The following is a 14,603-nucleotide window of genomic DNA, read 5'->3' as shown; positions in this document are numbered from 1 at the left end:
TCTCTTTACAACACGCCACAAAAAAGCCACCGACTTGGTGGCTTTTTTTAATGAAGTTCGAATGCTCGAATGTCAACTTCAGGTAACCCGTTTATTTGCGGTCGTGCAAAATAGAACCCTTGCATGTAACGCACTCCTGCTGAGCGCAGCCAACGCATTTCCTGATGAGATTCCACACCTTCTGCAATAACGTCAATATTGAGTTGATTTAGCATACTTAATGAATGCGTTAAGATAGTTTGACGTACGGTATCACGATCTATATTGCGAACAAGGGCCATATCTAACTTCACAATATCGGTTTGCAAGTCAGCTAATAACCCTAAACCAGCATACCCTGCTCCAAAGTCATCAATCGCCGTTTTGAATCCTAATTTTTTATACAGATTCAGTACGTGTTTAACCACACCAATATCATGAATTTTTTCTACTTCGGTAAACTCGAGAATAATTTTTTCGATCGGAAACCCCATATTTTTAGCGGCGTTTACCGTCGAAAGAATACTCTTCTCTGGGCAGTTGATCGCATTTGGCAGAAAGTTAATACTCAAGTACTTATCTTGAATATTAAAACCAGCGGCAACTTCAATTGCACGCTCACGGCACAATTGATCAAACTCGTAACGGTTTGCTCTACCCACTGTATGAATCACAGATTCTGCATCTAATTCGTCTTCTCCACGAACCAATGCTTCGTACCCAAATATCTTAGACTCTAAACAATCAACTATTGGTTGGAAAGCAATGTAGAAGTCCGTTGCTTGCCCATCCACCGCTTTAAATTGATCTTTTGCTCTCTTGTCTAACAAACGACATTGTTTAATCATAATTTTCAGACACCTCATACAAGAGCACTGTTTTAACTTTAGCGTTGAGAGCTTGACGCCACAAGTAACAGTATGCATATAGATGATTAATATTTTAAAAAGCAGGTTTGTGTATCAATTTTAAGATAAAAAATTGTCACCGTAAAAACAACCCTTATTTTTTATGTATCGCATTACTTAACATCACCACAGCGTTCTAAATATAAAACGGTCGCCGCAGTACGTGATGGAACACAAAGCTTTTTCAGCAAACTTTTCATGTGAACTTTGACCGTAGATTCTGTAATCATAAGTCGATCTGCAATCTGTTTATTACGATACCCTTTTACTACTTGCGCCAGAATTTGCATTTCTCGCTCAGTTAAAAGCTCAAAACCATCTACGTGATCTCCACGCTCGCGTAAATATCGAGAGACATATTCACTGTACGCTTTACCACCAGTAACTGCTTCCTTAATCAAGGTAACTAAGTCATCGGGTTCCGTATCCTTGAGTAAATACCCATCCGCTCCAGCCTTCACTAGTTTATCAATATCAAGTGAGTTATCAGAAACGGTCAATATGACAATCGCCGCCTGAGAACCATCTGCTCGTAATGCTTTTAATGTATCTAACCCCGACATTCCTTTCATATTAAGGTCAAGTAACACTAAATCAGGTTCGACTTCGTGAACTAAGGCAACGGCATCAGTACCATTACTTGCTTCGCCAACCACATTAAATTCGGGTTCAAAATCAAGTAACTGAGCAATCCCTTTGCGCATTAATGGATGATCATCAACGAGTACAACGTTATATATCATTGCTAACACCTTCCCGTGGTTTGTTATAAGTTAATGTCACTGTACACCCTTGATTCGGTGAAGAGTCTAAGGTCAATTCCCCGCCCAATCTTTCTGCTCGTTCTCGCATTATCGCCACACCATAGTGATTTAACTCAGCTTCTTGCTTATCAAAACCTTTACCATCATCGACGACTTGTAAAACCAAACTATCATGATTATCAATGCAGTTTATCTTAATTTCAGTCGCATCGGCATGTTTTATCGCATTTAGTACGGCTTCTCTAATTAATTGCAACAAATGCACTTGCTGATGAGCATCTAGAGTTTGTGTAGAAAAATAGCTGGTCAGTTTAATGGCGACTGATGATTGATCGTTCAACTGTTGTAACATTCCTTCAAGTGCTTGATCAAAATTGCCTTCTTTAATTGTTAAGCGGAACGTTGTCAGTAATTCGCGTAATTGGATATAAGCGTCACTTAACCCTTTATCAATATCGCCAATCACAGGTTGAACTCGTGACTGATCACAGGTTATCGATTGTGTCTTTAAACCACGTTTGAGTAACGACATTTGAATTTTCAAATAAGATAGAGATTGAGCTAATGAATCGTGCAGTTCACGAGCGATTGTTGCCCTCTCTTCCATTAAAATAATTTGTTCTGCTTGCCTTTGCGCTTGGTTAAAGTAAATCGCTCTCGCCAGCATTTGTGCGAAACTACTGATCAATGCTGCGTCATAATTAGGGTGAAAGTAGCACCAAGTAAGTTCACCGAGCTTTTGATTGTCTAAAATAAGCGGCAAACTAGCCGTTTCAGTTGAATCGTTATTCTCGCAAGCACCCGTCATATCTCCATGTTCTAAGTTCCATGATGTTTCACTATTCTCACCCACTTCTAAGCGCACAGCCGCAATACCATCGATATTGACCATATTGGCGATAATCGATTTAAAGTTATCTTCTCCAATTCGTGAAGCCGTTAACTGCTGCGATGAATCATAAAGCACTTTCAAGGCGTTGTTTGCATTTTGTAACTCGCGTGTTTTCTCATATACGGCCAACTCCATACCGCGGTATAACTTACCTAAGTCTTGTGCCATATGATTAAATGTGTTGGTCAATATTCCCATTTCATTTTGACTTTTTGAATTCAAAACCACATCAAACGAATGATTTTGAATTCTGCGGCTTGCAACCAATAAAGCTTTTAATGGTTTCACTACTTCTTTACGGATAAAGTGCACCACATAAATAGAAGCGATAAGAATTCCACCTAACCCAAGGCTTCCCACCCAAGCAAGAGCGATAAGCTTTCTTTCCGAGTGACGCTGTAACTTATATACAAACCCATCTATCTGACTTACGAAATCAGCTACAATATCAATATATTGCATACGATTAGAGCTAAGTAGGTTCTGCTTTAATTCATCCCAACGCGAGATAATAGCTCGATAGTCACTGGTAATATCTTTAGGCACTCCCCACGACTCAAGAGCTTGCATGGAAGGTGAAAGGAGTGATTGTTCAAATATCTTTAAGTGAGATTCAAACTCTGGAGACTGCTGTTGAATATCATGCGATAAACGGTAGCTTTGCATTCGCATACTACCTGAAACATTCACCGCCTCAGCATCATTCAACGATGAAGCCAGCGTTACGATTGCCAACGTCGTCGTAACGATAGAAAGCAATACAATTAGCAACATTGCTTTGGCTATCGTACGTGTAACTGATTTTTCCGCTTGTGTGACCAATCTGCTAACCTCTCTGTCCAACAACCACAGCATCAACTCAAAAATGTGAATAACTCTCAACATCGAAAATATGAATTTCGATAGCAAGAATTCCCATACTACCAATAAATTCGGTTACTTCTTTGATTTATTGAGGTATTTATCAAAACACATACGTAATCAGTTGAATTTAAATCTTATGTCCAAGACTGATCAAAGACAAATCTAATTCAACTAGTCAAATTTTCTGATCCATTTTCATCTAGAACAAGATACAATCGCGCCTCTTAAACACTTGGTCAATTTTTTGCATTACGTGCATTACGCTAGCAGAGATACAAAAGGATATTCGCGTAACATGACAACTGTTCCTCTTTTAGAGTTGAAGAAGGTAAGTAAGTTTTACCCCGGCGTTATAGCCAACAATAATGTCGATTTAAAACTGTATTCTGGCGAAATTCTCGCATTGCTGGGCGAAAATGGTGCGGGTAAGTCAACCCTAGTTAAAATGATCTATGGCGTAAGTAAGCCAAGTGAAGGTCAAATTTATTGGAATGGCCAACCCATCAATATTCTTTCGCCAAATCAAGCTCGTGCCATGGGAATTGGGATGGTGTTTCAACACTTTTCGGTATTTGAAACATTAACCGTATTAGAAAATATCGAGCTCGGTTTAGATAAAGAGTTTGTCAAACAAGTGGGCAATTTACATCAACGTATTGTTGAGATGAGTAGTCGTTACGATCTACATGTTGAGCCCGACCGCTACGTTCACACCCTTTCAATTGGTGAACGACAGCGTTTAGAAATTTTACGTTGTTTAATTCAAGATGTGAAACTTCTGATCCTAGATGAACCCACGTCTGTATTGACTCCACAAGAAGTCTCTGGCCTTTTCCGAGTCCTAAAAAAGCTGGCTAGTGAAGGCTGTAGTATTATGTTTATTAGCCATAAACTGAAGGAAGTGACCGAGTTGTGCGATCGCGCAGTGATCTTACGAGGGGGGCTTGTCAGTGGTTCATGTGTTCCTGCAGACGAAACGCCAAATTCAATTGCACGTTTGATGGTGGGCAGTGATGCTGAGTTATCAGAAAGTTATGATAAAGCATATAGTGACGCCGTAACCCTAAAAACAGATAACTTGACACTTCCACCTGCTCATCCTTTTGGATGTGGTATCTCAAACATCGATCTCGAGCTTCGTGCAGGTGAAATCCTCGGTATTGCCGGTGTAGCAGGTAATGGGCAAGAAGATCTACTCGAAGCTCTTAGCGGCGAAGATCCACGAGTTCCAAAGGCGTCAGTGTTATTTAACCAACAACCCATTGGACACCTTCATGCTGGTGCTCGCAGACTTATGGGTATGGCGCACGTCCCTACCAACCGTTTAGGTCAGGGTGCGGTGCCAGAAATGACACTAGAAGAGAACACACTGCTCACATTTAGTGCAGATATGTCACGCCACGGTTTGATTAATACACGCCGATTGAAGGAACTTGCTCGTTCCCTTATTAAGTCAAATAAAGTGAAATGTCGTAACGAACATTCTCAAGCAAAAAGTTTATCAGGCGGCAACTTACAAAAATTCATTATTGGTCGTGAGATACATCAACACCCTCAAGTACTGATTTGTGCACACCCGACATGGGGTGTTGATATTGGTGCCGCTAGCTCAATTCACCGTAAGCTTATTGCACTGCGCGATGCCGGAGCCGCAATTGTGGTTATCTCAGAAGACATTGATGAACTATTTATTATCTCAGACCGCCTCGCTGCACTCTATGAAGGAAAATTATCGCCAATGGTCAAAACAGGTGATACCAATATCGAAGAAATCGGACAATGGATAGCCGGTGGTTTTGTTAAACAGGAGAATAATACTCATGTTTAAAGTTCAACCAAGGATTGAAAGCTCTCAAGTCATGAAATGGTTATCGCCGTTGATTGCGGTAACATTAACTATGCTAACCTCTAGTCTGATGTTCATTTGGCTTGATGTCAGCCCACTTGCGGCATTTGAAGTATTTATTATTCAGCCATTTAGCGACAGCTACAACATCGGTGAGCTAATGGTAAAAGCGCCACCTCTGATGCTTTGTGCTATTGGTTTAGCTTTGTGCTATCGAGCGAACATTTGGAATATTGGAGCAGAAGGTCAACTTCTGATCGGTGCAGTTGCGGCAAGTGCTGTGGCGATTCAAATGGGAGAAGAAGCAGGTTTCGGATCTCAGTTGCTTGTTATAATGGCGGGTATCGTCGCTGGCATGGGCTGGGCAGCAATTCCCACATTGCTATACCGCATCTTCAACACCAATATCATCTTAACCACCATCATGCTCAACTATATCGGCTTGTATTTGCTGCTTTGGGCAGTACATGGCCCACTCAGCGATCCTAATGGATATGGTTTTCCTGAGTCAGCGATTTTCCCTGATGGTGTAATGCTTCCTCTATTAAATGAAGAAAGCCGTGCAACCGTTAGTGTGGTTATCGCTATCATAATCGCATTCATCACCAGTTTTGTTCTGTTTAAAACCCTCCCTGGATTTAAATTGAGAGTGTTTGGAGAAGATACCTCCGCTGCAACTTACGCTGGTTTTAATGGCAATAAAATCGTTTGGGGCGTCATGCTATTCGCAGGTGCACTCGCAGGTTTCGCAGGCGCAGCCGAAGTAACTGGACCAATTGGTCAACTTATACCATCGGTTTCTCCTGGATATGGTTATGCCGCAATCATAGTGGCATATTTAGGACGTCTTAACCCTATTGGCATCGTTTTATCCGCTTTATTTATGGGGACGCTGTACATGGGAAGCGATCTCGCTCAAATCGAACTAGGACTACCCACAGCCGTTACAGGCTTGTTTCAGGGAACGTTATTGTTCTTCCTATTAGCATGTGACTTCTTAATTTATTACGAATTTGTGTCTACAAAACGTAAACCTACATCTCCAGAACAAACGTTAACATTAGACAAGGATGAGACTGCCTAATGGATATTATACTAATTCAACAAATCGCTATCGCAGCTGTAAAAACCGGCACGCCTTTATTATTAATTGCGCTCGGCGAGTTGGTGTGTGAAAAATCAGGTGTTCTTAACCTCGGCCAGGAAGGCATGATGTTGATGGGTGCTATGGCAGGATTTGCCGGGACATATTTCACAGGAAGCTTGGCCGTTGGAATGCTTTGTGCCATTTTGGCAGGTATGTTAATGGCAGCGATTTTTGGCGGTTTAACACTATTCCTGAACTCTAATCAGGTCGCAACAGGTCTCGCATTAACCATTTTCGGTACTGGGTTAAGTGCGTTCTTGGGCAGCAACCTCGTTGGTTCTACCATATCGGGGTTTGAAACAATTCATATTCCACTGTTAAGTGATATCCCGTTTATTGGCCCAGTCCTTTTCCAACATGACTTCATGGTATATCTCAGCTTTAGTGCAGTAGCCATTATTTGGTACATCATGCACAAGACACGCCTTGGATTAACCATACGCGCAATTGGCGAAAACCCACACTCAGCAAACGCTTTAGGCATTAAGGTTATCCCGTTACGCTTTGCCATCGTTTTATTTGGCGGCGCAATGGCTGGGCTTGCAGGTTCGTACTTGTCTCTCTCTTATACACCAATGTGGATGGAAAGTATGACCGCTGGTCGAGGCTGGATCGCTCTAGCATTAGTTGTTTTTGCTTCCTGGCGTATAGGGTATCTCGTATTGGGCGCCTATTTATTTGGCTTTACATCGATAATGCATTTAATGATGCAAGGGTTTGGTTTTGATATCTCTCCAAACTTGCTCGCAATGACGCCATACGTATCAACGATTGTCGTTATGGTATTGATCAGCTCAAATAAAGTACGACAAAAATTAGCAACCCCAATGAGTTTAGGTAAACCTTTCGATCCTAAAGCTCATTAATAAAGCAATTATGAAGTTTCGTTTTGCTTGATCTCAGTGCAGTACTTGCCCAGAAATCAGGCAAAACAACCGATTTGTTTTTACGTTGAAAACAATCTGCCCAAGTAGATTTGGCATATAAATGATCTACATCAGCCGTATTATGGCTCAATGGCTAAATCAGACGTATTTCATGAATAAATACACGAATTGGTCAGTAATTTGCTATAAGTCGGTACTAATACAAATATTAACCTTTGGAAACGGAGTATTTCATGAAAATTAATCAGTGGTTGTCCATGGCTGCACTTTCTGTGTCAGCAATGTTCTCTGCTTCAGCCCTTGCAGAAGATCCTGTAAAAGTAGGCTTTGTATATGTGGGTTCTGTCGGTGATCATGGTTGGTCATACGAGCACGACCAAGGCCGTCTAGAAATGGAAAAACATTTCGGTGGAAAAGTAGAAACAACATTCGTTGAAAATGTTGCGGAAGGTGCGGATGCTGAACGTGTTATCACTCAGCTAGCAAAAGCCGGTAACAGCGTAATTTTTACCACCTCATTTGGCTTTATGAATCCAACGATTAAGGTAGCAAAGCGTTTTCCAAAAGTGAAATTTGAGCACGCTACAGGTTTTAAACGTTCTAAAAACGTTGGTACATACGCTCTACGTACCTATGAAGGTCGTTACGTTTCTGGTGTAGCTGCAGCGATGACAACCAAGACAAATACCATTGGTTATATTGCATCATTTCCAATTCCTGAAGTTATTCGCGACATTAACGCAGTATACTTAGGTGCGAAAAGCGTCAATCCTGATATCGATTTAAAAATTGTATGGGTTAACACTTGGTATGATCCAGGCAAAGAAAACGATGCAGCAAATGCGCTAATGGACCAAGGTGTCGACGTGTTACTTCAACACACAGATAGCCCTGCCCCTGTTATCGCAGCTGAAAAGCGCGGCATGAAAGCAATTGGTCAAGCATCAGATATGAGCCATTTCGCTCCTGAAGCTCATATGTTCTCAATACGTGATCACTGGGCTCCTTACTACATCAAAACAGTTCAAGCAGCTATCGACGGTACTTGGACTTCAGAAGACTACTGGAATGGCTTCCAAGATGACATTCTTCAAATCGCATCGGTAAACGATAACCTTCCTGAAGATGTTAAAGCGGCGATCACTGAAACTCACGATAAAATCAAATCAGGTGAAATCGTTCCTTTTGCTGGTCCTCTAAACGACAACCAAGGAAATGAGAAAATCGCTGCGGGTGTTTTACCACCTGATGCAGAACTTGTTGGTATGAACTGGTATGTTGAAGGCATCAAAGCAACGATCCCTTCAAGCAACTAAGCTACATTGTTCACTCGCGATATCATTTAGATAGTGCTAGCGAACGATTAAAAATAAAAACGCGCTACTGAGTAGCGCGTTTTTTATCTTAATGCTGTTGCTAACTTACACGTTACCGTCATTCAATGAAACCTCTCTAACACAGAGACATATCTAGCTAAGCACTCCCTCAACTTGTTACTAAATTTCCACTTTTATGTAATTAAATTACCAAATAAGTTGACATGGGTCACATTTTTACCAATAATGTGATCAGATACTTAATAATAATCAAATTAAACAACATAAAGGATATCACTATGAATTCAACATTAGCTTCTCAAATAGAAACTACTCAGGAAACAAACGCATTTATTTCTTTCGCTAAAGAAGCCGTTAGCGTTTTAACTCTTTTTGCATGTGTCGCAGTTCCTATCCTACTTTTATCACTCACGTGGGCTGGTTAATTCCCATTCGGCCACCAATGGAAAATGTTACTCGGCTACGAGCACCCAACTGCAAATAAAAAACGGCGAACCAGATACTTCTGATTCACCGCCTGTACAAGCCGAGCCTATGCTTTCTATCTAAAACATTGTGCCTACCGAAAACACTTCTCTACATTCAGTGCAAAACCTCACCTGACTGCACTTTATATTACTGAAACCTAGCTAAAAGCCTTCTTAATCAAGTTGCTTGTTTGCTCTGTGATACTCTTTCTTCAGGCTATTTATCTCTTTAAGTTGACCACGTGCCGCATCGATATCGCCATTTGCGAGTGTTTCGTCTATTTCAGCAAATGCAACAGTTAGCTTTTCAAATCCTTCTTGGTATAACTCATTACGCTCTGGTGAATAATCGCCTTGTTTCGCTTTTTCGATTAATACATCAATGTTATCGATTCGAGACTGCATATCTTCAACGGTTTCTGCACGAGCGGCTTTTTTATAATTTAAATTAATTTCTTTCATTACTGCTTCAAGATCTATGTCTGCAGCGAATAAATTAAAACTGAGTCCGACACCAACTAATGCTAATACTATTTTTTTCATTTTTATCTCCAGCTTCCTAATTTAAAGTGAGTTTATGTAATCTCACTCTTTTAACCACACTAAATTTGTTTCAAATTATAATAGGTGTATCGTTTTATAAAAATTTAACCAAGCGTCGAAAATGCGTCGATTGGCTGATGGCCGCGTAATGCAAGAAATGAGAGAAACTGCGACGCACGGTGAGTGATCACCTGTTGTGAATCAATCCCAACTTTGTTTATTAATGCTTGGGCTAGATCGAGCTTACCGATCGCATCACAAAAATGTGCATCACTTCCTGTGGTTATAAATGCGTTGTATTGTTTTGCGATTTCACCAATTTTATAGCAACGATCGATACTTCCAACGCGGCTATGCCCAAGTAAGGTACTATTATTGAGTTCTATCGCGACATTATGTTCCGCTGCGCATGAAATAACTTCGTCAAAATCAAAATCAAACCGGGGATTTCCCAGATGCCCTAATGCATCAACACGCCCATTCTTAATCACATTAAGTAATGCGGTAGTGTGATTTTTCGTATTGTTCGGCGCAAATACCGGCTCATGGAAACTGGCAATGATCCAATCAAGGTTTTGATCCATAAAGGGCTGAATATCGATATTGCCGGTTTCATCTATTATATTTGATTCAACACCCCTAATAATCGCAACATTTTCGATAAATCGAGGGAGAACTTTCTGGTTAACAAAAAACCAAGGGTGCGGTGCGCCTGGCATTAACTCAGCATGATCCGTTGCACACATGATCTTTAATCCGTTTTCACGAGCGACTTTCGCATTCTCGATAAGCGTACTGTATGCGTGCCCACTCGCGATAGTATGAGTGTGAGTATCAACTTCTAAGTGCATTGCTTCCTCCTTGTTAACCAGATCACATTCTAACAGTGCAATGAAATAAGTAACAATGTAAATGCCAATTAAATTCCCCACTTACCTTATGGTTGAAATCAGGCTTGCGCTTACTTATAGTGACGTAGCTCACGTTATTTATGACTCGTAGGGAAGCTGATAAACTCTAGATTACAAGTAGGTCACCCAGTTATCGTTTAGTCATGAAAAAACGCTATCGAAAGTACGTTCTTGCTTGATGAAATTTAAATTGTCGTACAAAATAGAGAATTGGTTAAGACCCTATATTACGTGTTGATATCTCAACATCAAGTAGCGTCAGCCTATCAGTATGATAGAGAAAACCAATTTTTCAGTAGTCTAATGCGCTGATAGTCTAAGCAAAATTACTAGTCAGCTCGCTTTAAGGGAAGAATAATGGTTATACCTGAAAATAGTAGCATCGTAATTTTTGGTGCTTCTGGTGACCTTACGTACCGCAAACTTATTCCGGCTTTATATCACCTATATGCAAGTAATCAGCTGCCTAAATCGTTTACCATTCTTGGAGTGAGTAGAACCGTATACACTGATGACTCTTATCGAGAGAAGTTAGCTCAGTCCATGCGAGAGTTAGAGGAAACCAAACCGGAAGTCCTCGATCGTTTTTGTCAACATATACACTATCAAGCACTTGATACTGCTGATGTCGATGACTACCACAAGTTAACGACTCGCTTGGATCAATTAGCTGAGCAATATCAATTAGAACAACGTAATACTATGTTCTATTTAGCCACGCCGCCAAGCCTGTATGGTGTGATCCCAACCTGTCTTGCTGCCCATAACCTTCATGATGAAAGTGATGGTTGGAAACGTCTGATTATCGAAAAACCGTTTGGGTATGATCTTGAATCAGCACGAGCCTTAGATATTGAAATTCATAAGAACTTCAAGGAACACCAGATCTACCGCATCGATCATTATCTTGGTAAAGAGACGGTACAAAATCTATTGGTTTTACGTTTTGCCAACGGTATGTTTGAACCTTTATGGAATCGTAACTTTATCGATTACATCGAAATTACTGGTGCTGAATTCCTTGGAGTAGAAGAGCGAGGCGGCTATTACGACGGTTCAGGTGCTGTACGTGATATGTTTCAGAACCACTTGCTCCAAGTTGTTGCTATGATGGCGATGGAGCCTCCCGCAGCAATTACTGCTGACTCTATTCGAGACGAAGTCAACAAGGTGCTGCAAAGCTTACAGCCATTAACTGACAAAGACTTAGACGAGAACTTAGTGTTAGGTCAATACACCGAATCCAGTGTGCGTGGAGAATTCTTGCCCGGATATCGAGATGAAACAGGTGTTGCTGATGATTCGCGTACCGAAACCTATGTCGCATTGAAAATGTTCATCAATAACTGGCGATGGAATGGAATTCCTTTTTACGTTCGTTCTGGTAAACGCCTACCTACCCGTGTGACAGAAGTGGTCATACACTTTAAGCGTACGCCTCACCCTGTATTTGGTCAAAACGCGCCTGAAAACAAACTTATCATTCGAATCCAGCCTGATGAAGGCATTCTCATGAGTTTTGGCTTAAAAGAACCAGGCGCTGGATTTAATGCCAAAGAAGTATCGATGGACTTCCATTATGCAGAGTTGGAAGAAACCAAGATGCTCACCGCCTATGAACGACTATTGCTCGATGCACTAAATGGCGATGCCACATTATTTGCACGTACAGATGCCGTCGAAGCCTGTTGGAAGTTCGTTCAACCAATCATTGATTATAAACAAGACCCGAAATCTCTCTATGGTTATGCGTGTGGTACTTGGGGGCCAAAAGAAGCGGACAATTTATTGAACAAAAACAACCGCGAATGGCGTTTTCCATGTAAGAACTTAACAAATACGGACTATTGCGAACTATGATCAGTCATAAAATATTTCCAACATCTAATGAAGTTGTACGATCACTTGCCGATGATTTAAACATTTACAGTCAGAAAGGTACGCCGGTACACATTTCATTGTCTGGCGGCAGTACCCCTAAAATGTTGTTCAAACTATTAGCAACAGCGGAATATGCTGCAACGATTAATTGGCAGAATTTGCATTTCTGGTGGGGTGATGAACGTTGCGTTGCTCCAGAAGATGCAGAAAGTAATTATGGTGAAGCCAATACTCTGTTGTTTAGCCAAATCGACATTCCAGCCGAAAACATCCATCGCATTCGCGGAGAATCCGATCCTAAGAAAGAAGCATTGCGTTTCGCTGATGAAATGAAAGCCGTCATTCCATGTGAGAACGACACGCCCATTTTCGATTGGATTTTGTTAGGTATTGGTGGTGATGGCCATACTGCATCTCTTTTCCCTAACGTGACCAATTATCAGGATCCTAATCTATCTGTCGTTGCGACTCACCCAGAATCGGGACAGTTTCGAGTATCAAAAACAGCAAAGGTTATACAAGCAGCAAAACGTATCAGCTATTTAGTGCTAGGTTCGGGTAAGGTTGAAATTATCCAAGAAATTTCATCCACACCAGCAGATGAATTGCCATACCCAGCCGCTAAAATACAATCAACTCATGGTGAAACCGAGTGGTATCTCGATTCAGCCGCCGCCGAAAAGATGGCATAAAGGAGCAGAAATAATGAAAGGTGATATTGGTGTAGTTGGACTCGCGGTTATGGGTCAAAACCTTATCCTAAATATGAATGACCATGGTTTTAAAGTCGTGGCTCACAATCGTACAGCGGCTAAAGTTGACCAATTTCTAGAAGGTCCAGCAAAAGATACAAACATCGTCGGTGCTTACTCGCTACAAGAAATGGTCGATAAGCTAGCTTCTCCACGCAAAGTGATGCTAATGGTTCGTGCTGGAGAGGTCGTTGATAACTTTATTGAGCAGCTGATTCCACTTCTCGATAAGGGTGACATTATCATTGATGGTGGTAATACGAATTATCCAGATACTAACCGCCGTGTGGCCTATTTACGAGAAAAAGGCATCAACTTCATTGGAACAGGTGTTTCAGGTGGTGAAGAAGGAGCTCGTTTTGGACCTTCAATTATGCCAGGTGGGTCTCCTGAAGCTTGGGAAGCAGTTAAGCCGATTCTTCAAGGTATTTCCGCGAAAACAGATAAAGGCGAACCTTGTTGTGATTGGGTTGGTAACGATGGTGCTGGCCACTTTGTGAAGATGGTTCACAACGGTATCGAATACGGTGATATGCAGCTTATCTGCGAAGCGTATCAGTTTATGCAAGATGGCCTTAAAATGTCTGCCGATGAAATGCAGGCAGTTTTTGCTGATTGGAACACGACCGAACTTGATAGCTACCTTGTCGAAATCACTGCTGATATTCTTAAATACAAAGACGAAGATGGTGCGCCTCTCGTTGACAAGATTCTCGATACAGCAGGTCAAAAAGGCACAGGAAAATGGACCGGTATTAACGCACTTGATCTTGGTATTCCTCTTACTTTGATCTCAGAATCAGTATTCTCTCGCTGCTTATCTTCACTAAAAGAGCAACGTGTTTCAGCAGAAGCACTATTTGGGAAAAAAGTAGAAACGGTAGCAGGTGACAAACAAGAGTGGGTTGACGCGCTTCGTCAAGCTCTTCTGGCTTCGAAGATCATTTCCTACGCACAAGGTTTTATGCTGATGCGTGAAGCATCAAATGAAAACGGCTGGGATCTCAACTACGGTAATGTGGCGTTAATGTGGCGCGGAGGCTGTATTATTCGTTCAGCATTTTTGGGCAACATTCGTGACGCATTTGATACTGACCCAGAAATAGCATTCTTAGGTTCAGACCCTTACTTCAAAGCTATTTTAGAAAATTGCCTAAGTGCATGGCGTAAAGTGGCCGCGAAATCCTTAGAAGTTGGAATTCCAATGCCGTGTACGACATCAGCCCTTTCGTTCCTTGATGGATATACGACTGCTCGACTACCTGCTAACTTGCTGCAAGCTCAGCGTGATTACTTTGGTGCTCACACCTATGAGCGCACAGATAAACCGCGCGGTGAGTTTTTCCATACTAATTGGACAGGAACTGGTGGTGACACAGCGTCAACCACTTATGATGTTTAACAATTCGCTTTGTTCTCACTTTT

General features: G+C 41.4%; 13 protein-coding genes. 8 read left to right on the top strand and 5 right to left on the bottom strand.

What is annotated here, in order from left to right; translation table 11 throughout:
- Positions 1-47: 47 nt before the first annotated feature.
- From ACWU4D_RS05130 to narQ, 3 genes are all read right to left on the bottom strand, one after another.
- Positions 48-827: an EAL domain-containing protein gene (locus tag ACWU4D_RS05130; RefSeq protein WP_456050321.1), complete on the bottom strand. Its 780-nt coding sequence runs from the start codon at positions 825-827 to the stop codon at positions 48-50.
- 173 nt (positions 828-1,000) lie between these two features.
- A complete protein-coding gene (locus tag ACWU4D_RS05125; RefSeq protein WP_456050320.1) occupies positions 1,001-1,630 on the bottom strand; it encodes a response regulator in 630 nt (209 codons plus the stop codon).
- Positions 1,620-3,365 carry a nitrate/nitrite two-component system sensor histidine kinase NarQ gene (gene narQ / locus ACWU4D_RS05120; RefSeq protein ID WP_456050319.1) on the bottom strand — a complete coding sequence of 582 codons (1,746 nt, stop codon included), beginning with the start codon at positions 3,363-3,365 and terminating at the stop codon, positions 1,620-1,622. The genes ACWU4D_RS05125 and narQ overlap by 11 nt, the downstream gene beginning before the upstream one ends.
- 337 nt (positions 3,366-3,702) lie before the next feature.
- Here narQ and ACWU4D_RS05115 point away from each other — a divergent pair, with 337 nt between their 5' ends.
- The 5 genes from ACWU4D_RS05115 to ACWU4D_RS05095 all read left to right on the top strand — a co-directional run bounded on the left by ACWU4D_RS05115 (position 3,703) and on the right by ACWU4D_RS05095 (position 9,049).
- A complete protein-coding gene (locus tag ACWU4D_RS05115; RefSeq protein WP_456050318.1) occupies positions 3,703-5,235 on the top strand; it encodes an ABC transporter ATP-binding protein in 1,533 nt (510 codons plus the stop codon).
- Positions 5,228-6,337, top strand: coding sequence for an ABC transporter permease (locus ACWU4D_RS05110; protein ID WP_456050317.1), 1,110 nt, complete (start codon positions 5,228-5,230; stop codon positions 6,335-6,337). The genes ACWU4D_RS05115 and ACWU4D_RS05110 overlap by 8 nt, the downstream gene beginning before the upstream one ends.
- Positions 6,337-7,266 (top strand): ABC transporter permease, encoded by a 930-nt coding sequence (locus ACWU4D_RS05105; protein ID WP_456050316.1) that lies wholly within the window; start codon positions 6,337-6,339, stop codon positions 7,264-7,266. The genes ACWU4D_RS05110 and ACWU4D_RS05105 overlap by 1 nt, the downstream gene beginning before the upstream one ends.
- Before the next feature lie 254 nt (positions 7,267-7,520).
- A complete protein-coding gene (locus ACWU4D_RS05100; RefSeq protein WP_456050315.1) occupies positions 7,521-8,603 on the top strand; it encodes a BMP family ABC transporter substrate-binding protein in 1,083 nt (360 codons plus the stop codon).
- 299 nt (positions 8,604-8,902) lie between these two features.
- The gene (locus ACWU4D_RS05095) at positions 8,903-9,049 is read left to right on the top strand and encodes a hypothetical protein (protein WP_456050314.1); all 147 of its coding nucleotides are present in this window, start codon (positions 8,903-8,905) and stop codon (positions 9,047-9,049) included.
- Between the two features lie 216 nt (positions 9,050-9,265).
- Here ACWU4D_RS05095 and ACWU4D_RS05090 read toward each other — a convergent pair whose 3' ends face one another.
- Both ACWU4D_RS05090 and ACWU4D_RS05085 read right to left on the bottom strand, forming a co-directional pair.
- Positions 9,266-9,634: a cytochrome b562 gene (locus ACWU4D_RS05090; RefSeq protein WP_456050313.1), complete on the bottom strand. Its 369-nt coding sequence runs from the start codon at positions 9,632-9,634 to the stop codon at positions 9,266-9,268.
- Between the two features lie 104 nt (positions 9,635-9,738).
- Positions 9,739-10,485: a PHP domain-containing protein gene (locus ACWU4D_RS05085; protein WP_456050312.1), complete on the bottom strand. Its 747-nt coding sequence runs from the start codon at positions 10,483-10,485 to the stop codon at positions 9,739-9,741.
- 417 nt (positions 10,486-10,902) lie between these two features.
- Between ACWU4D_RS05085 and zwf the strand changes: the two genes are divergently transcribed.
- From zwf to gnd, 3 genes are read left to right on the top strand one after another with little or no spacing between them, the layout of a single operon-like run.
- Complete coding sequence (gene zwf, locus ACWU4D_RS05080) at positions 10,903-12,405, top strand: glucose-6-phosphate dehydrogenase (RefSeq protein WP_456050311.1); 1,503 nt, start codon at positions 10,903-10,905, stop codon at positions 12,403-12,405.
- On the top strand, positions 12,402-13,118 hold the full coding sequence (pgl, locus tag ACWU4D_RS05075) for a 6-phosphogluconolactonase (protein ID WP_456050310.1): 717 nt from the start codon (positions 12,402-12,404) through the stop codon (positions 13,116-13,118). The genes zwf and pgl overlap by 4 nt, the downstream gene beginning before the upstream one ends.
- 13 nt (positions 13,119-13,131) lie before the next feature.
- Positions 13,132-14,580 carry a decarboxylating NADP(+)-dependent phosphogluconate dehydrogenase gene (gnd, locus tag ACWU4D_RS05070; protein WP_456050309.1) on the top strand — a complete coding sequence of 483 codons (1,449 nt, stop codon included), beginning with the start codon at positions 13,132-13,134 and terminating at the stop codon, positions 14,578-14,580.
- The last annotated feature ends 23 nt before the right edge of the window (positions 14,581-14,603 follow it).

It is taken from the genome of Vibrio phycocola (assembly GCF_053850235.1).
The sequence above is the reverse complement of the archived record's forward strand: the minus strand, read 5'-3'. Positions and strand labels throughout refer to the sequence as shown.